The 23,309-nt window shown below is 72.8% G+C and carries 15 protein-coding genes; 8 read left to right on the forward strand and 7 right to left on the reverse strand.

Translation table 11 applies throughout. The features are described 5' to 3' along the window. Positions 1 to 29: 29 nt before the first annotated feature. The 3 genes from WME89_RS38495 (at position 30) to WME89_RS38505 (ending at position 2,919) form a co-directional block, all read left to right on the forward strand. A complete protein-coding gene (locus WME89_RS38495) occupies positions 30 to 971 on the forward strand; it encodes a protein kinase domain-containing protein (protein ID WP_438004577.1) in 942 nt (313 codons plus the stop codon). Between the two features lie 16 nt (positions 972 to 987). After that, complete coding sequence (locus WME89_RS38500) at positions 988 to 2,151, forward strand: cystathionine gamma-synthase (protein WP_438004578.1); 1,164 nt, start codon at positions 988 to 990, stop codon at positions 2,149 to 2,151. Between the two features lie 201 nt (positions 2,152 to 2,352). After that, entirely contained in the window at positions 2,353 to 2,919 is a 567-nt protein-coding gene (locus tag WME89_RS38505; RefSeq protein ID WP_438004579.1) for a hypothetical protein, read from the forward strand. 212 nt (positions 2,920 to 3,131) lie between these two features. Here WME89_RS38505 and WME89_RS38510 read toward each other — a convergent pair whose 3' ends face one another. Both WME89_RS38510 and frr read right to left on the reverse strand, forming a co-directional pair. After that, positions 3,132 to 3,995, reverse strand: a complete 864-nt coding sequence (locus tag WME89_RS38510) for a Stp1/IreP family PP2C-type Ser/Thr phosphatase (RefSeq protein WP_438004580.1) — start codon at positions 3,993 to 3,995, stop codon at positions 3,132 to 3,134. A 474-nt stretch (positions 3,996 to 4,469) separates the two neighbouring features. Beyond that, positions 4,470 to 5,027 carry a ribosome recycling factor gene (gene frr / locus WME89_RS38515; RefSeq protein WP_438004581.1) on the reverse strand — a complete coding sequence of 186 codons (558 nt, stop codon included), beginning with the start codon at positions 5,025 to 5,027 and terminating at the stop codon, positions 4,470 to 4,472. 302 nt (positions 5,028 to 5,329) lie between these two features. Between frr and WME89_RS38520 the strand changes: the two genes are divergently transcribed. The 5 genes from WME89_RS38520 to WME89_RS38540 all read left to right on the forward strand — a co-directional run bounded on the left by WME89_RS38520 (position 5,330) and on the right by WME89_RS38540 (position 11,346). Then, entirely contained in the window at positions 5,330 to 6,814 is a 1,485-nt protein-coding gene (locus tag WME89_RS38520; RefSeq protein WP_438004582.1) for a sigma-54-dependent transcriptional regulator, read from the forward strand. 177 nt (positions 6,815 to 6,991) lie between these two features. After that, complete coding sequence (locus WME89_RS38525) at positions 6,992 to 7,465, forward strand: peroxiredoxin (RefSeq protein ID WP_438004583.1); 474 nt, start codon at positions 6,992 to 6,994, stop codon at positions 7,463 to 7,465. Positions 7,466 to 7,479: 14 nt separating this feature from the next. Beyond that, entirely contained in the window at positions 7,480 to 8,130 is a 651-nt protein-coding gene (locus WME89_RS38530; RefSeq protein ID WP_438004584.1) for a DNA-3-methyladenine glycosylase, read from the forward strand. Between the two features lie 68 nt (positions 8,131 to 8,198). Continuing rightward, the gene (locus tag WME89_RS38535) at positions 8,199 to 9,437 is read left to right on the forward strand and encodes a hypothetical protein (RefSeq protein ID WP_438004585.1); all 1,239 of its coding nucleotides are present in this window, start codon (positions 8,199 to 8,201) and stop codon (positions 9,435 to 9,437) included. Between the two features lie 67 nt (positions 9,438 to 9,504). Then, positions 9,505 to 11,346, forward strand: coding sequence for a DUF885 domain-containing protein (locus tag WME89_RS38540; RefSeq protein ID WP_438004586.1), 1,842 nt, complete (start codon positions 9,505 to 9,507; stop codon positions 11,344 to 11,346). A gap of 145 nt (positions 11,347 to 11,491) precedes the next feature. On the opposite strand, the gene WME89_RS38545 is transcribed toward WME89_RS38540, so the two are convergent. The 5 genes from WME89_RS38545 to WME89_RS38565 form a co-directional block, all read right to left on the reverse strand. Continuing rightward, complete coding sequence (locus WME89_RS38545; protein WP_437659850.1) at positions 11,492 to 13,084, reverse strand: peptide chain release factor 3; 1,593 nt, start codon at positions 13,082 to 13,084, stop codon at positions 11,492 to 11,494. Positions 13,085 to 13,433: 349 nt separating this feature from the next. Continuing rightward, the gene (locus WME89_RS38550) at positions 13,434 to 13,724 is read right to left on the reverse strand and encodes a hypothetical protein (RefSeq protein ID WP_437659848.1); all 291 of its coding nucleotides are present in this window, start codon (positions 13,722 to 13,724) and stop codon (positions 13,434 to 13,436) included. A 583-nt stretch (positions 13,725 to 14,307) separates the two neighbouring features. Then, positions 14,308 to 19,635: an AAA family ATPase gene (locus tag WME89_RS38555; protein ID WP_438004587.1), complete on the reverse strand. Its 5,328-nt coding sequence runs from the start codon at positions 19,633 to 19,635 to the stop codon at positions 14,308 to 14,310. Between the two features lie 283 nt (positions 19,636 to 19,918). Continuing rightward, on the reverse strand, positions 19,919 to 21,742 hold the full coding sequence (locus WME89_RS38560) for an NAD(P)/FAD-dependent oxidoreductase (protein WP_438004588.1): 1,824 nt from the start codon (positions 21,740 to 21,742) through the stop codon (positions 19,919 to 19,921). Between the two features lie 11 nt (positions 21,743 to 21,753). Beyond that, positions 21,754 to 23,109: a hypothetical protein gene (locus WME89_RS38565; RefSeq protein ID WP_438004589.1), complete on the reverse strand. Its 1,356-nt coding sequence runs from the start codon at positions 23,107 to 23,109 to the stop codon at positions 21,754 to 21,756. Positions 23,110 to 23,309: the final 200 nt, after the last annotated feature.

Consider the following 23,309-nt stretch of genomic DNA (forward strand, 5'->3'; position numbering starts at 1 on the left):
CCGCCCGGTTCACGCTATAGGCGGCCGCCATGCCCTACCCCGCCCCCGACGGCACCGAGCTGATCGAGCACCTCGGCACCGGCGCCACCTTCGACGTGGCGCTGGTGCGGCTCGGCGGGCAGCCGCCCGGCCCCGCGCTCGGGTCCACGCTGGTGTGCAAGCGCCTCGCCCCCGGCGCCCTCCACGAGCACGCCGGGCGGGCCGCCATGGTCCGCGAGGCGAAGGCGCTCGCCCTGGCCCGGCACCCCGCCCTGCCCGCGCTCGCGCGCGTCGGCGCCGATCGCCACGGCCCCTTCCTCCTCGAGAGCCGGCGCGAGGGCGCCTCGCTCCGCGACGTGCTCGACGGATGGCGCGGCCGCGGCCGGCCGCCGCCCGCCTCGCTCATCGTCCACGTCGTCAGGACCGCGATCGAGACCCTCGCCGAGCTCCAGGAGCTCGAGGACGCCGGCGGCCCGATCCGCTTCGTCCACGGCGACCTCGGCCCCGATCACGTGCTGCTCGGTCCGCTGGGCGACATCGGCCTCGTCGATCTCGGCGCCGCGCGCTTCCGCGGCATGGAGCCGGACCTCGAGACGGCCGACCGGGGCACCCTCCCGTTCGTCGCCCCCGAGATCGCCCGCGGCGAGTCGCCGCCGACCCAGCGCGGCGACGTCTACGCGCTGGCCGCCACCCTCGCCTACTTCGCCACCGGCGCGCAGCTGACACGCGCGCGAGAGCAGGCCGCGGTGCTGGTCGAGATCAGCGAGGCGGGCCTCTGCCTCGACGCGCTCGCTGCCGCGGACGCGCTCTCGCGGGGGCAGCGCCGCGCGCTCGCTGCCGCGCTCGACCGCGACCCGGCGCGCCGCGTCGGCAGCGCGCGCGCGCTGCTCGACGCGCTCGACGCGGCCTCCCCGCGGGGCGAGCCCGGCCCGGACGCGGCGCGCCCCGCTGGCCCCCCGAGCCCCAAAACCGTGGACGCACGCGGCGCGTGAGATAAGTCTCGACCGCATGAAGCCCCACGTAAGTCACGACAGGCTCGCCCTCGACACGCTCGCCATCCACGCGGGCCAGCCGCCGGATCCGACGAGCGGCGCGGTCATGACCCCGATCGTGCTCGCGAGCACCTTCGCGCAGGAGCGGCCGGGCGATCACAAGGGGTTCGAGTACTCGCGCAGCGGCAACCCCACCCGCAAGGCGCTCGAGGCGTGCCTCGCCGCCCTCGAGGGAGGGCGCCACGGCTTCGCCTTCGGCAGCGGCTCCGCAGCGACCGCCACCCTGCTCCACACGCTCCGGCCCGGGGACCACGTGCTCTCGGGCGACGACGTCTACGGCGGCACCTTCCGGCTCTTCGACAAGGTCATGCGGCCGATGGGCATCACCTCGACCCCGGTCGACATGAGCGACCTCGACGTCGTCCGCAAGGCCCTCACCCCGGCCACGCGGATGATCTGGATCGAGACCCCGACGAACCCGATGCTCAAGATCTTCGACATCGCCGGGCTCGCCGAGGTCGCGCGCGCGCACGGGGCGCTCCTCGTCGTCGACAACACCTTCGCCACGCCGGTGCTCCAGCGGCCGCTCGACCTCGGCGCCCACGTGGTGGCGCACTCGACGACGAAGTACCTGAACGGGCACTCGGACGTCGTCGGCGGCGCGCTCATCACGTCGGAGGACGCCCTCGCCGAGCGGATCGGGTTCCTGCAGAACGCGATCGGCGGCGTCCCGAGCCCGTTCGATTGCTACCTCGTGCTCCGCGGGATCAAGACGCTCGGCGTGCGCGTGCGCCAGCAGTGCGTGTCAGCCGCGCTCATCGCCGGGAGGCTCGCCGAGCACCCCGCCGTCCAGTCGGTGAACTACCCCGGCCTCCCCACGCACCCCGGCCACGCGCTCGCCGCGCGGCAGATGCTCGCGCCCGGGGCGATGATCTCGTTCACCGTGCGCGGGGGCCTCCCCGTCGCCTCGCGGTTCCTCGAGCGGCTCGCGATCTTCGCCTGCGCCGAGAGCCTCGGGGGCGTCGAGTCGCTCGCCGAGCACCCGGCCATCATGACCCACGCCTCCGTGCCCGCGGCGGCGCGCGAGGCGCTCGGCATCGCCGACGGCCTCGTCCGGCTCTCGGTCGGCCTGGAGGCGAGCGAGGACCTCTGGAACGACATCGCGCAGGCGTTCGGCTGAAGCGCGCGCGCAGGCGCTCGGCTGAAGCGCGCGCAGGCGCTCGGCTGAAGCGCGCGCAGGCGCTCGGCTGAAGCGCGCGCGGCGTCTTTCAGCGTCGTTGCACGCGCGCACCGGACGCGGCCGCCGTTTGCTCGCGGGGCCCCGAGTACGATAGAAGCGAGGTGCGGCCTCGGGGCCGCCATCTACCCACCGGAGCTTTCCATGCGACTCGCCCGCCTCGGCTTCGTGCCCGTGCTCGGCTTCCTCCCTCTGCTCGGCTTCGGCTGCAGCGACCCGGCGCCGCCTACCCCGCGCGGCGCGTTCTCCGTGAACTTCGCCGACCCGGGCGCCGACTGCAACGTGACAGGGCACTCGGAGGTCCTCGGCGAAGTGACCGCGGCCTCGAGGACCCGGGTGCTCGCCGACGGCGAGGAGGACGCCACGGTCGACTGCACCGTGTCCGGCTCGGGCAGCTTCAACGTCGCGGCGAGGATCAGGAACAACGCCACGGCCACGGAGATGCGGATCGACATCGACAGCATCTCCCCCGCGGCGACGCAGGAGATGCCCGCCACGGGCAGCATCAGCTTCTCGTCGGTGGAGACGGCCGGCAAACCCTTCGTCTCCGACGTGGCGGACCCGTGCCAGTTCTGGTTCGAGCCCGAGAGCGAGCAAGGGGTCGACGCGGGCAAGATCTGGGTCGTCTTCGAGTGCACGACCGTGCGGAACGACCGGTACATCTGCGAGCTCAGGAGAGGCGCCCTGGCCTTCGACAGCTGCGGAACCTGAGCTGATCCGGCGGCTGGACGGGGCGCGCAGGGGAGCGCGCGGGGGCGTGCGGGGGCGTGCGGGGGCGTGCGGGGGCGTGCGGGGGCGTCGAATACGCGCTGACCGCGCCCCGATAGCGCGCCGTCGACGTGCCCCGCGCGTCCTCGCCCGTCGTCAGCTCTTCTCGGAGCGCGACGCCGACGCCGCCGGGACCGTCGGTCCCTCGCCCGTCGTCAGCTCTTCTCGGAGCGCGACGCCGACGCCGCCGGGACCGTCGATCGCTCGCCGCTGTTGACCTGCTGCGAGTCGGCGGGCGGGCCGATCGTCGCGCTGTTCGGGAGCTCGGCCTCGTCCTGCTCGTCGATCCGGATCACGAGCGCCGTGATGTTGTCCTCGCCGCCGTTCTCGTTCGCCTTGGCGATGAGGCGGCGGCACATCTCCGGCACCTCCTCGGTCGAGCTCACGATCTGGAGGATCTGGTCGTCCGAGAGCATCCCGCTCAGGCCGTCGGAGCAGAGCAGGTACACGTCGCCGGGCTGCGGCTCGTCGCTGAGCAGATCCACGGCGACGTTGTCGTTCATCCCGAGCGCGCGGGTGATGACGTTGCGCGGAAGCTCGGCCCGCTGCTCCTCGGTGAGCTCGGGCATCGCCATGATGTAGTCGTTGAACAGCGAGTGATCGCGCGTCAGCTGGCTGATCGAGCCCTTGCGGACGCGGTACGCGCGGCTGTCGCCGACGTGGCCGACGTAGATGCGGTTCTTCTTCTTCGAGAAGAGCGCCCCCACGACCGTCGTGCCCATCCCGGCGCAGTCGCGAGAGCGGATGCTGCGCTCGAAGATCTGGCGGTTGGCCACGCGGATGCCCGCCTGGAGCCGGTTCTCCTCCTCCGACAGGCTGGTGTCGAAGTGGAATGGCCAGGTGGCGTCCTCCCGCGACGTGGACCGGAAGAAGTCCGCGATCGACTCGGTCGCCAACCTGCTGGCTACGTCCCCCGCGCGATGACCCCCCATGCCGTCCGCGACGATGAACAGGTCATACTCCGACAGGACGGCGTAGCTGTCCTCGTTGTGGTCGCGTTGGAGACCAACGTCCGTCATTCCTGAAGCGATCGCTCGCATAACCTCGGGAATCCTTGAGACGGCTCCGGGTCGGAGGCTTCGAACACCAACCGTTTCATGCTACCGAAAACCTGTCAAGCAGGGCCTCTCGCACCGTATTGGGCGTCTTGAAACGCCCGCTCGCCGACCTTCCTGATCCTACCGACTCGGACCGGGGGGACCGCAAGCCTCTTTTTCATTCGACGCATCATTGTCGGTCGTCGGTCGTCGGTCGTCGGGCGTCGGTCGTCGGGCGTCGCGCGTCGCGCGCCGGTCGTCAGCCGTCGCGCGTCGACGTCCCCGACACGCCGCGCGCGGCAGGCGCTTGCCCGGTCGGCGGCCGGCTCCGGGTTGACCATCCCGGCGAGGTCCGCCTGGCGCCTCGGCCCGTCGTGCACGGCCGGGAGCGCCGTGGCCCCGGTCTCCGATCTCCGGTGTCCCCCACCTCCGAAGCCGGCGCCGCCGCGGCCCGGCTCACACGTCCAGGATGTCCTTTTCCTTGCCCGCGATCACCGCGTCGACCTGCCGCGTCCCCTCGGCCACCACGTCTTCGACCTTCTTCTTGGCCCGATCGGCCTCGTCGCCGCTCACCTCGCCGTCCTTCTCGAGGGCGTCGATCATCTCGTTGGCATCCCGGCGGTGCTTCCGGATGGCAACTTTACAGTCCTCTCCGTTCTTCTTCGTGAGCTTCACCATGTCCCGGCGCCGCTCCTCCGTCAGCGGCGGGATCGGCAGCCGGATGAGGTCCGCGTCGACCTGCGGGTTCAAGCCGAGATCGCTCTCCCGGAGGGCCTTCTCGATCGTCTTCACCTGGTTCTTCTCCCAGGGCTTGATCGTGATGAGCCGCGGCTCCGGCACGGACACCGTGGCCATCTGCACGATCGGCGTATGCACGCCGTAATAATCGACGCGGATGCCGTCGAGCATGGCCGCGTTCGCGCGCCCGGTGCGCACCTTCGCCAGGTCCCGCCGGAGAGCTTCGATGGCCTTGTCGATCCCTTCGCGCAGCTCCTTGATGACGTCCTCGAGCATGATCCGGCTTCCTCCGTGTGGGGCTCGCCCAGCCCGCCCTCTTCGGCGGCGGGGGCGGAGCTTACCGCGTATTTCTGGGCCGGCGGAGAAATCGATCCGCCCGGCGCGCGGGCCCACGTCGCGCGTCGCGGTCGGAAGGACGCTCGCCTCCGGCCGGGCGCAGGCGCAGGCGCAGCGACCGCGCCCGCTCCTGCGCCCGCCCGACCGAGACGGCGCGCCGGGGAAGCCCGCTCGCCAGGCGCGCCACCTCCGCTGTCACGGTCGCGCCGAGCTGTAGTAACTCTGGGAGGCAGGGCCACCCGATGCGCGATCTGGACTGGAACAGCTTCGACGTCCTCGTCGTCGACGACGAGCAGGACAACCTCGACGCGTTCCGGTTCGCCTTCAGGAAGTCGTTCAGGCTCCATTACGCGCTCGGCGGCGCCGAGGCCCTGTCGCTCCTCGATCGGCTCGATCCTGCGGTGATCGTCGCGGACCAGCGGATGCCGGGGATGAGCGGTATCGAGTTCCTCAAGCAGGCGAAGGAGCGGCGGCAGGACGCGGCGGGCGTGCTGCTCACCGCCTACGCGGACATGACGGTGCTGATCGACGCCGTCAACTCGGGCGCGGTCGACAGGTACGTCCAGAAGCCGTGGAACTCGAAGGAGCTCGCCGTCATCCTCCGGCAGGCGATCTCCGGGTTCGCGACCCTCCGGGAGAACCGGCGGCTGCGCGAGCAGCTCGCCCACTACGCCGGCTACCTCGAGCGCGAGCAGCGGGACCCGATCGACTTCGGGGAGATCGCCGGCGAGAGCGAGGTCATGCGCGAGGTCACCTCCCGCATCGGCGAGGTGGCCAAGGCGGCCACGCCCGTGCTGATCGAGGGCGAGGAGGGGGCGGAGAAGGAGGTCGTCGCCCGGGCGATCCACGTGGGCTCCCCGCGCGAGGAGCAGCCGTTCGTCAAGGTGACGTGCGCCGCGTTCCGGGGCGAGGCGCTCGAGCGCGAGCTGTTCGGCTGGCGGCGGGGCGCCTTCGACGGCGCGTTCACCGAGCGCGCAGGCCGGCTCGAGCTCGCCCACCGGGGGACGATCTACCTCGACGAGCCGGCGCCGCTCACGCCGTCGCTCCAGGCGAGGCTGCTCCGCGCGCTCACCGACGGCGAGGTCGAGCGGCTCGGGTCGACCGAGACCGCCCGCGTCGACGTGCGCGTCGTGCTGTCGCTGACGCCCGGCATCGAGGAGGCCTGGGCGCGCGCGGGCGTGCTCCCGGAGCTCGTCTCGCGGCTGTCGGTGTTCCCGCTGAGGCTGCCGCCGCTGCGCGAGCGGCGCGAGGACATCCGCGCCCTCGCCGAGCACTTCCTTCGCAAGTACGCGCGCCGCAACGCGCGCGCGGCCACCTCGCTCTCGGAGGAGGCGATCGCGAAGCTCACGGCGTACGCGTGGCCGGGGAACACGCGCGAGCTGGAGAACGTCGTCGAGCGCGCCGCCATCCTCTCGCGCGGCGACGTGATCCTGCCCGAGCACCTCGCGTTCACGGCGCGCCCGCAGCCAGCCGAGCCGCCCGCCCGCGCGCCGAAGGCCGCCCCCGCGGCGGGCCCGGAGGCGGACGGGGCAGGCAAGGCGCTGGCCGCGCCGGCGTCCTCGCGGCCGAAGCTCGACCTGAGCTCCCAGCTCGACGACATCGAGCGGCGGGAGCTCCTCGCCGCCCTCGAGCGCTGCGGGGGGAACAAGGCCGAGGTCGCGCGGCAGTTCGGGATGCAGCGCACGACCCTCTATTACAGGCTGAAGCGGCTCGGCATCGACACGTGACGCGGGCCGCGTGAGCCCGCGCGCGACGCAGCTCGCCGATCGCAAGCCCGCCGGCGTCGCTGCCGCCCGCCTCGTGAGCCCGCGCGCGGCGCGCGCCTCGTGAGCCCGCGCGCGGCGCAGCCCGCCGACCGCCTGGCCTGTCGACGCGGGCGGCGAGTTGCGGCACATTGCGGCGACATGCTGAAGGTCGGGGAGCGCGCGCCGGAGATCGACAAGGTGGCCATCGACGGCCAGCGCTTCGTGCTGTCCAGCCAGGGCGGGCTCTGCACGGTCGTGTACTTCTTCCCGAAGGCCTTCACGCGCGACTGCACCGTCGAGGCCCAGCTCTTCCGCGACAACCACACCGAGATCGCGCTCGCGGGGGCGAGCATCGTCGGCATCAGCACCGACGATCACACGACGCAGTGCCGGTTCGCCGAGACGCACAAGGTCCCTTACCCGATGATCGCCGACCGCGATCGCAGCGTCTGCCGCGCGTACGACGTCCTCTGGCCGCTCATCGGCATCGCCCGGCGGATCACCTATGTCATCGCCCCCACGATGGAGATCGCGGCGGTGTTCCACCACGAGTTCCAGGCCAAGAAGCACCGCGACGACGTGCTCTCGTTCATCGACGAGCGCTTCCGGGCGGCGCGCCCCCCCGCCGTCTGAGCCCGGAGCCCGCCGTGCGCCCCGCCCCCGAGCCCCGCGCGCCCCGCGACGGCGCCGCGCTCCTCGAAGCAGCGGCGCCGCTGCCGCGCGAGTTCTATGCGCGCCCCGCGCTCGTCGTGGCGCGGGCCTGCATCGGCAAGGTGCTCGTCCACCGGACCCCCGAGGGCACCGCCGCCGGGCGCATCGTCGAGACCGAGGCCTACCGCGGCCCGGAAGATCTCGCGGCCCACAGCGCCGGAGGGCGGCGGACAGTACGGACGGAGGTCATGTTCGGCCCGGCGGGCCATGCCTACATGTTCTTGCTCTATGGTATGCACTGGGCGTTCAACATCGTCGTGGCCTCGGAGGGGAAGCCGCACGCGGTGCTCGTGCGCGCCATCGAGCCCTTGCTCGGGCTACCGCTCATGAGCCGCCGGCGGGGCGTCGCGCCCGAGCGGGTCGAGCTGACCAACGGGCCAGGGAAGCTCTGCCAGGCGCTGGCGCTCGACCGCGCCGCGTACGGGATGGATGTCTGCGGACCCCAGCTCTCGCTGCTCCCCGGCAAGGCGGGCCCCGTCGGCAGGTCGCCTCGCATCAACGTGGACTACGCAGGTTCGTGGGCGGAGAAGCCGTGGCGCTTCTACGAGCGCGGGAATCGCTATGTGTCGGTTCCGCCTCGCCATTGAGCGGGCGTGAGGCGCCCGCCCCTCGAAGCGCTCGCGCCCGGGCCCGAGATCGCGCGAGAATGGGCCGTATGGGATTCTGGCCTTTCGGGGGGCGCGAACCTGCCAACGTCGAGACCGTATCGCAGATCGTGACGGCGGCCGCGCGCGGCGAGAAGATCAGGGGAAAGTTAACGCTCTATTTCAAGGAGCCGCAGACGCAGGGCGCCGCGGACAGGGCCGCGGAGCGGTGCTCGCAGGTCGCCGGAGACCTGCTGCGCGAGCTCGGAGGGCAGGAGCCGCTGCTCGGCAGGGAGGCCGAGCTCGCCGCGGCGATCGCGGCCCGCGCGCCGCGCAACGTCCCGGCGCTGCGCGCGATCGAGCTCGCGTCGCTGCACGTGGTGGCCGAGCGCACCACGCAAGCGCGGCGCTCCGGGCCGGCCGCGGCGCCGCCGCTCGTCCACGAGGTGCCGCGCGCGCCGGCGCCGGCGTCGAGCGTACCGCCGCCGAGCGGCACGGGCTGGGGCGCGGGCGCGCCGCCGGCGAGCACCCGCGGCCTCGGGTTGATGCAGGGCGCGCCGCCGGCGAGCACCCGCGGCCTCGGGTTGATGCAGGGCGCGCCGCCGATCGTCGGCCGCAACTCGCCCTCGAGCGTGCCCCCGCCGAAGAGCGTGCGCTCGCCGCCGAGCTCCGGCGCGCATCGCCTCCGCGGCGCGGGGGCGAGCGCCGCGCGGGGGTCGAGCCCGGGGCTCATCGGCTCGCCGCCCACGGTGATCGCGGCCGCGCTCGCGCCGCTCCTGCGCGACACGTCGGCGCGGCTGCTCATCGGGTGTTTGCGGGCGCACGATCTCATCATCGTGCGTCGCGTCGCGATCGATCCTGGCGCGCCGGAGCAGCTCGCGGCGCTCCTGCCGGTCTCCGAGGCGCCGCCGGGCGAGTTCGAGGCGAGCCGGGCCGCCGAGCTCTCCCGCTGGCACTCGGCGCTCGGCTCGCCGGTGATCAGCCAGCTGCGCACGGAGTCGTGCACGATCAGCGCGCAGAAGGCGCGGATGGCGCTGAGCACCGCGCAGATCGCGCCGGGCGTCGCGGGGGAGCTCGTGGACGCGCTCTGCCGCACCGCGTTCCCGGGCCTCGCGCTGTCGAGCGCGCACATCGACCGCTACGCCGAGCAGGACCTGAGCGAGCTGGCGGCCGAGACCGTGGCGCGCATCCTCCGCCACCCGAACTCGAAGCAGCTGCGGCTCGCGCTCGGCCCGCTGCTCGACGCCGTGCACAGCGACATGGACGGGATCTCCCGCCTGGCGAGGGCCTCGCTCGGCAGCGCGCCATGACGCCCCTCCACGCCGCCGCTCGCCCGGGCACGTTCCCTTCTCCGCGCGCCGGCAGTAGAAGGCGCAAGTGCGACGACATGGTGCCTCCGATGAACCCTCTCCGCTCCGCCGATCGCTCCCTCGCCGCCTCCCCCTGCTCATCGCGCTGCTCTGCGCGTGCGGCTCGACCGAGCCCGCCGCCCTCGCGCCCGCGCAGCCCGGGGCGAAGGAGGCCGTCGTGAGCGCGGCCGACACCAGGGCGGGCGCGGAGCAGGCGCTCGCGGCGCTGTCGGCGCGCGTGCTCGAGGAGCACCTGCGGGACGAGCCGGTCCGGGCCACCGAGGCGGGGGACCACCGGTACGACGCCGCGTGGCCGGACGTCACCGAGCAGGGCGAGGCGGCGCGGCGGCGCGCGATCGAGGGCGCGCTGTCCGAGCTCCTCTCGGTGCCCACCGCGCAGCTCGGCCTCCAGAGCCGCGTCGACGCGGCGATGATCGAGAACCAGCTGCGCTCGACGCTGTTCGCGATCGACGAGCTCCGCGAGGCGACGTGGAACCCGATGGTCACGACGGGCCTCGTCGGCGACGGTCTCGACCCGCTGATCACGCGGAGCTTCGCGCCGCTCGAGGAGCGCCTGCGCAGCCTCGGGGGGCGCCTCTCGGGCGTCCCCGCGCTCGTCCGGGCCGCGAAGCAGCGCCTCACGGGGGCGCCGCCGCGGATCCACACCGAGACGGCGATCGCGCAGAACCAGGGGCTCATCGCGCTCTGCAAGGCCGACCTGCCGGAGCTGTTCGCGTCGGCCCCGGCGCAGCGGGCCGAGCTCGAGGCCGCCGCGCGGGCCGCGGCGGCGGCGCTCGAGGACTTCCAGGCGTTCCTCGAGAAGGAGCTGCTCCCGAGGAGCAACGGCGACTTCCGGCTCGGCCGCGCGCGCTTCGAGAAGAAGCTCCGCTTCACGCTGGATGACGCCACGGTCGACATCGACGGCGTGGTCAGGAGCGCCCGCGCGCTGCTCGCGCAGACGCACGCGGAGATGCTCGAGACCTCGCGGGAGCTCTGGCCGACGCTCTTCGGGAAGCAGCCGTTCCCGAAGGCCGAGACGCAGGACGAGAAGATGGCCGCGATCCGGAGGGTCCTCGACGCGCTCGCGGCCGAGCACCCGACGAACGCCACCATCGTGAAGGAGTCGGATCGGCTGCTCGCGGCGGCGACCGCCTTCGTCCGCGAGCGCGATCTCGTGCGCATCCCGGAGGAGCCCTGCCAGGTGATCGAGATGCCGGAGTACCGCCGCGGCGTCGCGGTCGCCTACTGCGACGCGTCCGGCCCGCTCGAGGCGAAGCAGGAGACGTTCTTCGCGATCGCGCCGACGCCGAAGGACTGGCCCGCGGCGCGCGTCGACTCGTTCTACCGCGAGTACAACACGAGCATGCTCGCCGACCTCACGGTGCACGAGGCGATGCCGGGCCACTTCCTGCAGCTCATGCACAACAACAAGTTCCCCTCGAAGATCCGCGCTGTGTTCTCGAGCGGCCCGTTCGTCGAGGGGTGGGCGGTCTACACCGAGTGGCTGATGTCGCATCACGGCTTCGGCGGCCCGAAGGTGCGGATGCAGCGCCAGAAGATGGTGCTGCGCCTGTCGGTGAACGCCATCCTCGACCACGGGGTGCACGCGGGCGCGATGGACGAGAAGGAGGCGCTCGCGCTGATGACGAAGGAAGCGTTCCAGGAGGAAGGCGAGGCCGTCGGCAAGTGGCGGCGCGCCCGACTCACGAGCGCGCAGCTCACCACGTACTACCACGGCTTCACCGAGATGATGCGCCTGCGCGCCGAGCACCAGGCCAAGCCAGGCTTCTCGGAGCGCGCCTACCACGACCGGCTGCTGAGCTACGGCTCGCCGTCGGTGCGCCACCTGGCCGCGCTGCTCGCGGAGTAGCGCCCCCTCCACGGAACAGAGCGACGCGCACCCGCACAGGAGACGGGCCCAGATCGGCGTTTTCGGCGCGGAGGCGTACTCCAGTACGCCGAGCACCGAAAACGTCGAGGTGGGCCCGTATCCGAAGCGGGTGCGCGTCGCTCGTTCAGACAGGGTTGATCGAGCCGCCGAGCTCCACGAAGCGCGTCTTGGGGAACGCCTTCCCGCAGCTCTCGAGCTGCCAGTCGCCCTTGAAGAGCACGACGGCGTTGCCGTGCACGTCGAGGGCGCCGTAGCCGTAGAGGTTCGACTCGAGCTCGGCGAGCGGCACCGGCTCGCCCTCGACCCAGCGGGCCATGCTGAACGAGAGCCGCTCGATCCGGGCCTCGACGCCGTACTCGGCCGAGAGCCGGTGCTTCACGACGTCGAACTGGAGCTCGCCCACGACGCCGAGGATCGCCTCGCCCTCGCGGCCCTCCGGCGGCCGGAAGAGCTGGACCGAGCCCTCCTGCGCGAGCTGCTCGAGCCCCTTCTTGAGCTGCTTGCGCTTCATGGGGTCGACCATGACGACGCGGGCGAACTGCTCCGGCGGGAACTGCGGCAGCGCGGCGTACTTCACGGGCGAGCCGCTGCAGAGGGTGTCGCCGATGAGGAACAGCCCCGGGTCGAAGACGCCGATGATGTCGCCCGCGAAGCCGTCCTCCACGAGCGTGCGCTCCTGGGCCATGAACTGCACCGGGTTGGTGAGCCGGATGTCGCGGCCGAGGCGCACGTGGTGCACCTTCATGCCGCGCTCGTACTTGCCCGAGCAGACGCGGAGGAACGCGATCCGGTCGCGGTGGGCCCGGTCCATGTTCGCCTGGATCTTGAAGACGAACGCGGTGAAGCGGTCGTCGTCCGGGGCGATCGGGCCCTTGTCGCTGCCGCGCGGCGCGGGCGGGGGCATGAGCTCGATGAAGGCGTCCAGGAACTGCGGGAGGCCGAAGTTGGTGATCGCGCTGCCGAAGAACATCGGCGTGACCTCGCCGCGGGCCAGCTTGTCGCGGTCGAGCGCGTCGCCGGCGGCGTCGATGAGCTCGATGTCCTCGCGCAGCTGGCGCGCGCCCTCCTCGTCGAGCACCTCGACGAGCTCGGGGGCGTCGAGCGAGACGACCTCCATCGGGGCGATCTCGGCGCCGTGCGCGACGAGCTCGAAGAGGAACACCTGCTTGCGCTCGCGGTGGTACACGCCGCGGAACTTGCCGCCCACCGAGATCGGCCAGGTGACCGGGTAGACGCCGATGCCGAGGACCTCCTCGACCTCGCCGATGAGCTCGAACGGCTCGCGGCCGGGGCGGTCGAGCTTGTTCACGAAGGTGAAGATCGGCATCTGCCGGAGCTTGCACACCCGGAAGAGCTTCTTCGTCTGCGTCTCGACGCCCTTCGCTGAGTCGAGGATCATGATGGCGGCGTCTGTCGCCATCAGCGCGCGGTAGGTGTCCTCGCTGAAGTCGGCGTGGCCGGGGGTGTCCACCAGGCTCAGCAGCCGGCCCTTGTACGGGAACTGGAGCACGCTCGTGGAGATCGAGATGCCGCGCTCGCGCTCCATCTCCATCCAGTCGCTGACCGCGTGGGCCCGCGCCTTCTTCGCCTTCACGGCGCCGGCCAGCTGGATCGCGCCACCGTAGAGCAGGAGCTTCTCGGTGAGCGTGGTCTTGCCAGCGTCAGGATGGGAGATGATCGCGAACGTCTTCCGGCGCGCGATCTCGCGGGTGAGCATGGGGTCGGGCACAGCGGCGGGCCAGGATAGGATCGGCGGGGGCTGCGTCAACCCACTGCACCGCACTGCACCGCGAGACGACCGGGGGACGGCCGGGGGACGGCCGGGGCGGGAGGGGGTGGCTCGCGGGCGGGCGGGCGGGGGTCCCCCCACGAACTCGGGCCTTTTGGAAGGCCAGTGCCGTGGGAACGGGGGACTCGGTCCGGGAGGTGAAAACTGCGATGCGGGCCGGCCCTCGGATTCGTGGGGCCCACCCCCGCCCGCCCGCCCGCGAGCCACCCCCTCCCGCCCCGGCTCCTGATGGGGGGGTGGGCGTGGGGGCGGCGGACGATCTCTGGGGGGCGGGGACTTATTTCGCGGCGCGAAGGGAGAGGGTGACGGTGACGCCCACGGGATCGGCGCTGGGAGCGCCGATGGGTCGGTTCTTGAGGAACTGACGGATGCAGCGCTGAGCGTCAGGGGTCACGCCACGGGATTCGAGGATCTCGACGCCCTCGGCACGGCCGCGGACACGGACCAGGAACTGGATCTTCACGCTGCCAGAGGCGCCCGACAGGCCGCCATTGTTGGCGACACACTGCGCGAGATCGGTGGAGACCTTCTCGAGCCGCTTGGCCACGTTCGGGACATCGCCGTTCATGAACTCCGGCTCCCTGACCTCCACGAGCGGAGGCGGAGCCGAGACGACCGAGGCGTCAGGAACGCCACCGTCGATGGGAGCGGCGTCAGGGGCGCCGCCGTCAGGCAGGGCGCCAGCGTCGTCCGGCGAGGGCTCGGGCTGCGGCGACGGCGGGAGCCAGCCAGCATCCGCCTCGCCCGGCTCCAGACACCGCACGAAACCACGATGCGGATCCTCCAGCGCACCATGCGGACACCGCGGAGCACCGCCAGCGTCAGACGTCGCCGCGGAGATCCAGCCGGGATCCGGGGAATCCTGCGACGCAGGACGCGCGCCACCCTCGGCAGCCGCTCCCACGCACGCACCAACAGCGCCCGCCGACAGCGCCAGGGAGACCGCCCACTGACCCACTCGCCCACCCGCTGCTCTCCACCGCATCGGCGCCTGTGATACTGCGGAACGAGCGCGCGTACAGGAGAAACCGCGGGCGATCGGCGGGAGGAACCGCCGGGGGGGCCGGCAGGCAGCCACGGGGCGGGCGACGGCGGCGGCGGCGGCGGCGGCGGCGGCGGCGGGGCGGCGGCGGCGGCGGGGCGGCGGGGGGCTACGCGCCCACCCCGCGCTGCCGGAGCGCGAACCTGACGCCCTCCTGGAGCGTGAGAAACGTCCTCACCCGCGAGAGCGAGATGCCACGCTCGACCAGACGCCGCGCGGCCTGCGGGCCAAGGCCGGTCAGCACCAGCTCCCCGCCGAGCAGACGGACCGCGCCCGCCGTCCGCTCGAAATCGGCGGTCGCGCGCTCGTCGAGCTCGGGGACGCCCGTGACGTCGAGGATCGCGATGCGGGTCTTCCGCGCGGCGATCTGCTCGAGCAACGCGGCGCGCATCCGCTCGCCACGGCGCGCGTCGAGCTCCCCGACCACCGGCATCACCACCACGTTCCGGGAGATCGGCACGACAGGCGTCGACAGCGCCCCGAGCGCCTCCACCTGCGCCTCCAGCGCGATCTCCCGCTCCCGCAGCAGCGCCTCCTCCGCCTCGCGCTGCTTGAGCTCGGTCACATCCATCAGCGAGACGATCGCCTCGAGGCGCCCACCACCCAGGGCCGTGATGCTCACCTCGACGTGCCGGCGCCCCCCGGCGCCCCCCGCGCAGAACTCCGCCCGCTCGATGGTGGCCCGATCGATCGAGCGCTCGATCAGCTCGAGCAGCCGCGGCACCTCGGCGGCAGGCACGAGCTCGGCCAGCAACGACGGGACCGCGCCCGCGCCGAGCTCCGCGCCGCCGCGGCGCGGCCGGTACTCGAAGCACCGGCCCTCGCGATCGACCCGCAAGATCGACTGCGGCAGCGCGTCGATGAGCGCCCGGAGGTGCGCCTCGCGCTCGACGAGCTGCTGCTGCGTGGCCCGCAGCTCGCGCGTGCGCTCCTCGACCATCCGCTCGAGGTTCTCGTGGACGAGGGCGTTGTCCAGCGACACCGCCGCCTGCGCGGCGAGCAGGTGGAGGAGCTCGAGGCGCTCAGGCCCGAAGAGCCCCTCGAGCAGGTTGTTCTCGAGGTGAACGACGCCCAGCACGCGCCCCTTGTGCAGGAGCGGCGCGCAGAGCAGCGACTTCACCCCGTGCGCGCTGACGTGAGGGTCGTCCCGCAGCGCCGGATCCCGGGACGCGTTGGCCGAGATCACGCTCTGCCGCGTGCGCACGGCGAGCCGCACCGCGGACGTGCAGACCTCGCCGCTGCGCTCCTCGAGCGGCAGGTACGGCAGCGCCCGGTGCTCCGGCGGGTGCGCCACCCCCTGCGCCACGAGCACGAGGCCCTCGCCGCGCGCGAGCAGGAGCGTCCCCCGCTCCGCGCCCGCGTTCTCGACGAGCACCTGCACCATGCTGCCGAGGAGCCGGTCGAGCACGAGCTCCTGGGACAGCGCGCGCGCCGCCTGAAACAGCGTGTCCACGTCGAAGACGTCCGCGCGCGCGGCCCGGAGGGGGACCGCGTCGCGCTCCTGCCTGAGCGCGGGGAACTCCCGGGCGAGCAGCAGCGCCTTGCGGCCGACGTCCCAGCGCCGGTAGGCGAGCAGCGCGTCGGCCAGGTAGTCCTGCGCGACGCGCGCCCTGCCGCGCGCCAGCCAGAAGCGGCCCGCGAGCTCGCAGGCGATGGCCTCGACGTTGACGAACCCGTGCTGCCGCGCCAGCGCGATGGCGTCGTCGTAGAGCCGGGCCGCGTCGTCCACCCTCCCGTCGAGGCGCGCCGCCTCCGCCTCCACGAGCGCGCGCTTGTGCGAGAAGTTCTCCGGGCAGCCCTCGAACCAGCCGCGCAGCCGCTCCCGGCACGCGTCGAGATCGGCGCGCAGCCGCGCCCGCTCGCCCTCCCCCGCCGCCGGGAGGACGGCCGCGAGGGCGAGCGCCCGGTAGAACCGCAGCGCCGCCGTCTGGTACTTGCCGGCGATGAAGCCGAGGCTCGCCTCGGCCTGGTCCGCGAAGCGCAGCGCCTCCGCCGGAGCGCCATGCAGGTAGGCGCACATCGTCCTGAGGATCTGGTAATGGCAGAGCGCGTAGCTGGTCTCGTGCGCGGCGCAGTCGGCGAGGTACCGCGCCTCCGTCAGCGGCTCGCCGGCCGACGTCGCGTCGTCGCCGGTCAGGCCTCGCAGCAGCGGCTCGCTGGCCGACGCCGCGTCGCCGCCGGTCAGGTCCCGCAGCGCGAGCAGCAGGCCGAGGAGGGTGTCTGTCGCGAGCGTGTGCTGGAGCCGCCGCGTGACGCGCAGCGCGCCGGGCAGCTCCTCGAGCAGGCCGCGCGCGCTCGCGCCGCGGAGGAACGGGTTGAGGAGCAGGTAGGCGAGGGAGTAGCCGGCGAACTGGAGATCCCCCGCGTCCATCGCGGCGCGGTAGCCCTCCCGGAACAGCGCGTCCGCCTCCTCGAGCGGGCGCACCCATGACTGGATGTTGTTGCCGAGGATGTAGCAAGCGCGGCACAGATCCCCCTGCACCTGGAACCTGCGGCCCACCTCGACGGCCAGCCGGGCAAACTCGTAGCCCTGCCGGTAGCGGCCATCGAAGTGGCCGAGCCACGAGCCGTACATCGCGAAGCCGTACGACGCCTCGGGCGCGAGGCCGTGCTCGAGCGAGATCCGCACGATGCTGCAGCAGACGAGGAAATTGAGCCGCTCCTGGTTGAGCATGTAGAGCGGCGGGATCAGGTCGTTCAGCACGCGGACCGCCAGCCGCTGTCGCTCGTCGGCGATCTCCGGCGCATCGATCAGCGAGGCCGGGGTCCGCCCGGCGAGCAGCCGCTCGACGCTCGCGGCCTCGGCCTCGACCAGCGCCTCGATCTCGGCCGCGGCGGAGAGCGTCGGGAGCGCGACGCCGACCAGGGCGAGCGCCTCGCGCCCGGCCTCCGCCGCTTCGCCGAAGCGCGCGCGCATCGCGAACTGCACCACGCGCAGCCGCAGGAGATCCGCCTGCTCGACGGAGGTCCGCGCGCAGCCGAGCGCCTCGGTGATCAGCGCGTCCGCGGCGTCCAGCGCCCCGAGCAGGTACTCCACCTCGGCCAGCTGCCGGAGCAGCGCGAACGCGAGCTCGTCGTGCGCGGCGAGCGCGTCCTCCGGCAGCAGGCGGCGGCCTGCCTCGAGGTAGCGCCGCGCGGCGGCGTAGACGGTCGACTGCTTCGCCCGGATCGCCGCCTCCAGGTTGATCCGCGCGATGGCGAGGCGCTCCTCCTCGTCGCTCACGAGATCGAGCCCCTGATCGAGCTGCTCGACGATCTCGAACAGGCGCTCGGCGCGCTCCTCGGCCGTCGTGCCCGCGAGCAGCCGCCGGCCGATCTGGAGGTGGACCGCCTTGCGCTGCGCCTCCTCGATGAGGCCGTAAGCCGCCTGCTGCACGCGGTCGTGCAGGAAGCGGAACCGGACGGCGGGCGCCGCGTCGACCTTCATCTCCGGGAGCTCGCTCGCGCTGCACAGGACGTACTCGCTGCGGATCGCCGGCTCGAGGCGGCGCGCTGTCTCCGCCCTGTCGAGGCCGGCGATGACGGACAGCGTCTCCAGGTCGAACGTGCCGCCGATGCAGGCCGCGAGCCGCAGGATCTCGACGGCCTCGGCGTTCAGGCTGCGCACCCTCCCGCTCATCAGCTCGACCGCGTTCTCGGTGAGCCCGCGCGCCTCGATCTTCGCGAGATCCCAGCGGAACCGGCGCTCTTCCGGGGAGAAGTGGACGAGCCCGTCCGCGTGGAGCGCCTGGAGGAACTGGCCGGCGAAGAACGGGTTCCCCTCGGTCTTGCGCATGACCAGCCGCGCGAGCGGCTCCACCTCTCCCGGCGCGAGCTTCAGCGTGTCGGCCACGACCTGCTGGAGCGACGCGAACGACAGCGGCGCGAGCTCCAGGGTGCTCACGGTCACGCCCCGCGCCTGCACCGAGCGCAGCGTGACGAGCAGCGGGTCTCCGTCGCTCACCTCGTTGTCGCGGTACGCCCCGACGAGGAGGAACGGCCCGAGGTCGTCGCCGTCGAGGATCCCCTCGATGAGCCAGATCGAGCCGGCGTCGGCCCACTGCAGATCGTCGAGGAAGAGCACGAGCGGGTGCTCGCGCGCGCAGAACGCCCGGAGGAGGCTCCGGAACGCGAGCATGAGGCGGTGCTGGGTCTCCGCCGGGCTGAGCCCCGGCGGGGCGGGCTCGATGTGCTCGGCGCCGAGGATGATCCCGATCTCGGGGAGCATCTCGACGAGCAGCCACGCGTTCCGCCCGAGGGCGCTCTCCAGCGCGCGCCGCGCGTCGTCGACCCTCTCCGCGCTCGCGGCCAGCACCTGCCGGAGCAGGCCCTTGAGCGCCTGGATGACCGCGGAGTAGGGGATCCCTCGGTGGAGCTGGTCGAACTTGCCCGAGACGAAATACCCGTGCTCTCGCGTGAGGGGTTTGTAGATCTCGTGGACGAGCGACGACTTGCCGATTCCGGAGTACCCGGTGACGGCGATCATCTCCCGGCTGCCCCGGAGCACGCGGTCGAAGGCCGCGAGGTAGCGCTCCGCCTCCTGCTCGCGCCCGTACAGCCGGTGCGGCGTGCGGAGCTGGCTGGAGACGTCGTGTCGGCCGAGCGGGAATCGCTCGATCCGGCCGGCGTCGCGCAGCGAGCGCTGGCACGCGCGCAGGTCCTGTGACAGCCCGCTTGCGCTCTGGTACCGCGCCTCCGCGTCCTTCTCCAGGAGCTTCATGACGATGTCGGCCACGGCCCTGGGCACGGCGTCCTCGGGCAGCGGCGCGGGGGGCCGCGCGAGGTGGCAGTGCATCCATTCGAGCGGCCCCGCCGCGTCGAACGGCAGGCGCCCGGCCAGCATCACGTAGAAGACCACCCCGAGCGAGTAGAGGTCCGTGCGCCAGTCGAGCGCCCTGTTCATGCGGCCCGTCTGCTCCGGCGACATGTAGGGGAGCTTTGCCTCGACGACGGCGCTCTGCGCGCCGTGCGGCCAGGCGTGCTCCTTCGGCAGGCGGGTCGCGGCCACGAGGTGGGTCAGCCGGACCGCGCCGCTCTTCGGCTCGACGAGGAAGCTTTGCGGCTTGATGTCCTTGTGGATGACGCCGCCCCGGTGCACCTCGGACAGCGCGTCCGCCATGGCCACGGCGAGCGCGAGGAACCGCTCGATCCGGAGCGGAGATCGCTCGAGGATCGCGCCGAGCGGCACGAGCCCCGCGTCCTCGAAGACGAGGAAAGCCCTGCTGTCTTCCCGCTCGATCGCGGCGGCGTGCAGCACCCTTTCCGGGTCGAGGCCTCTCGCGATCTCGAGCTCGTTCAGGAGCGCGCCCGCGGCCGAGCCCGCGGCGTGACGCGGTGAATCGGCGTGGGCCTTGAGGAGCACGCGCCGCCCGTCGCTCTCGCGCGTGGCATAGGCAGTGATCCAGCCCTCGTTGGTCTGCATCACGCCTTCGATCCGGTACCCCCGAGGTGCCTGCAACGCTCTGCTCCTCTCGACGTCGTCCGATGGTAGCCGGGATCACCGTATGACCGACCCCGGGTACACGTCTCCTCACCATTCCGGCGGAGTCACGCCCCTTCGACCCCTGTTCCCCCTCGATCGTGAGCCCCCGCTCATCGAGGTTGGTTCAAGGATCATGCAATCCAATCCGGCCACGAAAGGCAAGGCCATCCCGCCGCATCGCGCGCCTATCGCGAGCAGCCGGATATACGTCTTCCCCCCACAGCGAGCCGTGTCGCCTTCTACTCACCGCCCCAGGAAGCTAGAGGGCGACATGCGCGAGCGACCCCGCCGATGCGTCCCAGAGCGCGTGCGCCCGGGACAGCACCGCTGCGTGCGCTGCGGTCCCCGCGTCGAGCCCGGTCACCGACACCTCGCCGCCCGCCCCGAGCTCTACCCGCTCGATCCCTGCGTCCGGGAACTCGTCGCGGAGCTCCCTGGTCATCCGCTCCGCGACGCGCTGGAGGAGCCGCGAGAGCCGCTCGGGCGTGATGTCGCGGAACACGAGCACCTGCGGCAGCTTGAGCTCCGAGACGACGCACGCGCGGTCCGACAGGCCCTGCTCGCCGAGCCGCCGCTCGACGAGCGCCGCGAAGACGCTCCCGTACGCCCGGTCGACCTGCTCCCGCCGGAAGCGCTCGTCGATCGCCGGCCCGAGCCGCGTCTCCAGCTGCGCGACGCCGTTCAGCCCGTTGGCGAACCGCCCCTCGTTCTGCGCGAAGTACTCGCCGCGCGCGCGCAGGTCGCTCGCGAGCGACGCGAAGTGCTCGCCCATCGTGGAGAGGGCGCGCAGCACGAGATCGGTGAACCTGAGCTCCTCCCGGATCCAGCCCACGTCCGTCACGCGATCGGCCATGAACGGCCAGACGACGAGGTTGTAATAGTTGTTGAAGTCGAGCAGGTACTTGAGCCGGTAGAGCTCGAAGCTGCCGAACACCGGGTACATGCGCTCGTAGAGCCGGAGCGTGCTGTCGTACTTGAATCGATAGTACGCGTCGTAGGCGGCGACCTTCTCCTCGAAGGCGGCCCTGTCGCCGGCCACGTCGGAGAGGATCATCTGCGTGATGAACTCGTTCGCTGTCGCGATGAAATCGGATCCGGGGCTGTAGAACGGATCGGTGAACGCGCCCGCCTCGCCGGTGACGGCGTAACGGTCGGTCGAGAAGTACCGATCTGCGTGGTACGGCAGGTGGGCGTAGCCCTGGAAGTCCTCGAGCTCCGCCCCCTCGAGCAGCTCGCGCGCGGCGCGGTGGGCGCCGAGGAAGCGCTCGAAGTCCGCGCGCGTGCGCGGCCCGGTCAGCGCCGCCCCCGACCCCTCGCCGATCCGGTCCTTGTCGAACACGACACCCACGCTCATCAGGTCGCCGGCGAGCGGGATGAACCAGATCCAGTACCCGTCGTACATGAAGTGGTTCGTCGACAGGTGGCGCGAGGTGTACCGCGCGCGCGACCGCCACGCCGGGTCGGCGACGGCGTCGAGGCCCGCCACGCCGCGGTAGCGCCCCCACGCGGCCGCCGTGTTGAGGCGCGTCTCCTTGTGCACCTTCACGCCGAGCTTGCGCCAGAGCACGTGCCGCCGCCCGGACGCGTCGCACACCCAGCGGCAGGCGACCTCGCGCCGCTCGCCGCCCTGCTCGTAGACGACCTTGTGCCGCCCGCGCCCGTCGATCGCGACGTCGACCACCTTGGCGCCGAGCTCCACCTCGGCGCCCGCGGCGCGGTTCATGGCGACCAGATCGCGCTCCAGCCGCGCGCGCTCCAGCTGGAAGCTCGGGTGGAACGGCATGTGGTCGGAGCCGATCTCGCTCATCCGGGGGAGCGGGAGGTCCTTGCCCTGCGAGTCGAAGAAGAAGCGGAGCCCGTTCTTGGGCAGCTGGTGCTGGTAAAGGTACGTGCCGAGGTTCAGCCGGCGAACCATGTAGTTCGCCGCGACCTCGACCGTGCTCTCGCCGACCTTGTAGTCCTCCATCGCCTCGGCGGCCTCGAGCACGAGGACCCCGAGGTCGGGGCACGTGAGGCGGAGCTGCCGCGCGAGGAGGCCGCCGGCGATGCCGCTGCCGATGATGACGATATCGAACGTACGCATGACGCCGCCCCTTATACCCCGCCCGCGGCCGGCGGCCCGGGCTCTCCGAGCAGCTCGGCGCGGAGCGCCTCCGGCATCGCCGCCGCCTCGTCCGGGCCGAGCAGCCCGTCGCCGTGGACGATCGACGCCGACAGGCGCCCGCCGAAGCGGCTGAAGATGACCTGGAAGCCCGGCGGCGTGACGACCGCGGGCAGCGGGTACGCCGACCGCACGGGCAGCCCCGCGAACCGCTCCACCGTCACGGCGCCGGGGTTCGAGACGATCAGCGAGGCGAGCTCGCCCTGGAACGGCTGGTCGCCGAGCCAGCGGTAGACCGGCCCGGGCAGCCAGCGCGCCAGGTCGAGCGCGGCGATCATCCCGAGGTCGAGCCGGTCGCGCACCATGGCGCGCTGCTGCTCGGCCAGGCGGGCCACCGCGCGGGCGTCGTCGTGGAGCTCGTCGCGGCCGAGGGAGAGCAGGACCATCGTGAGGTGATTGCCGAACAGCCGCCGCGCGCCCACCTTCGGGTCGAGCGAGAGCGGCAGCGGGATCACGTGGTGCGGCGGGGCGAAGCCGCGGCCCACGAGCGCCCTGTCGGCGAGCCGGGTCGCCGCGATCAGCATGAGGCTCGACTCGGCGAGCCGCGCCTTCTGCCGCACCCGGGCGTCGAAGGCGCGGGTCTCCTCCGCCGAGAGCGTGAGCCGGAGGACGCGCGAGCCCGTGGGCCGCGCCCGCGCGCCGATCCTGTCGCTCGCGCAGGCCCGCGCGAGCGACAGGATCGGCGCGCGGCCGAGCGCGAGGACGTGGGCCTTGTAGGCGCGCGCGAGGGCGAGCCGCTCGTCGCGGCTCAGGGGCGCGAGGAGGCGCTCGGGGGCGTCGTGCCGCTCCTGCCGGAGCGGCGGGTCGTCGGGCGCGTCGCCGCTGCCGGAGCCGAGCCAGGCGACGAGCCGGTCGGCGCCCTTGCCGTCCGTGAGCGCGTGGAAGTGGCGGAGCACGACCGTGTCGCCCTCCCCCGCCCCGCGCACGACGTCGAGCGCCCACGGCCGCTCCCCGGAGGTCCGGTCCGCGAGCAGCGCCTCGATGCGCGCCGCGCGCTCGCGCTCGCCCGCGACCTCGTGGAGGCGCGGCTCGGGGGCGCGCCGGTGGTGGTCGACGACCCAGCGGGGCCGCCCCGCCCGGCCGAGCACGCTGTTGTCGAGCCGGAAGCGGAGCTCGGGCAGCACCTGGGTGGCGCGCTCGAGGCGCGCCGCGAGCCGGGCCATGTCGAGGCGGCCGTCGAGCTCGAGCACGTACAGGCAGTGGTTCCCGGCCTGGCCGCGCGATCGCATGGCGCGATCGTTCATGAGGTGGAAGAAGTCGATCCCCCCGAGCAGAACGGGCGATGTCATGGTCTCCGCGGGGCGCCGCCGGTCAGGGGGAGCCGCGGGCGACCCTAGCAGCCATGGCGGCCGCACGACCAGCGCCCGCAAGCGGGCGACCGGCCGCGTCAAGGCGCGCCGCCGCGCCACCTCGCCCGCCTCGCTGGCCTCGCGTCGCCCCGCTGGCCTCGCGTCGCCTCGCGTCACCTCGCGTCACCTCGCGTCGCCGC

This window comes from Sorangium sp. So ce321, from assembly GCF_051530195.1.
Lineage (GTDB): Bacteria > Myxococcota_A > Polyangia > Polyangiales > Polyangiaceae > Sorangium.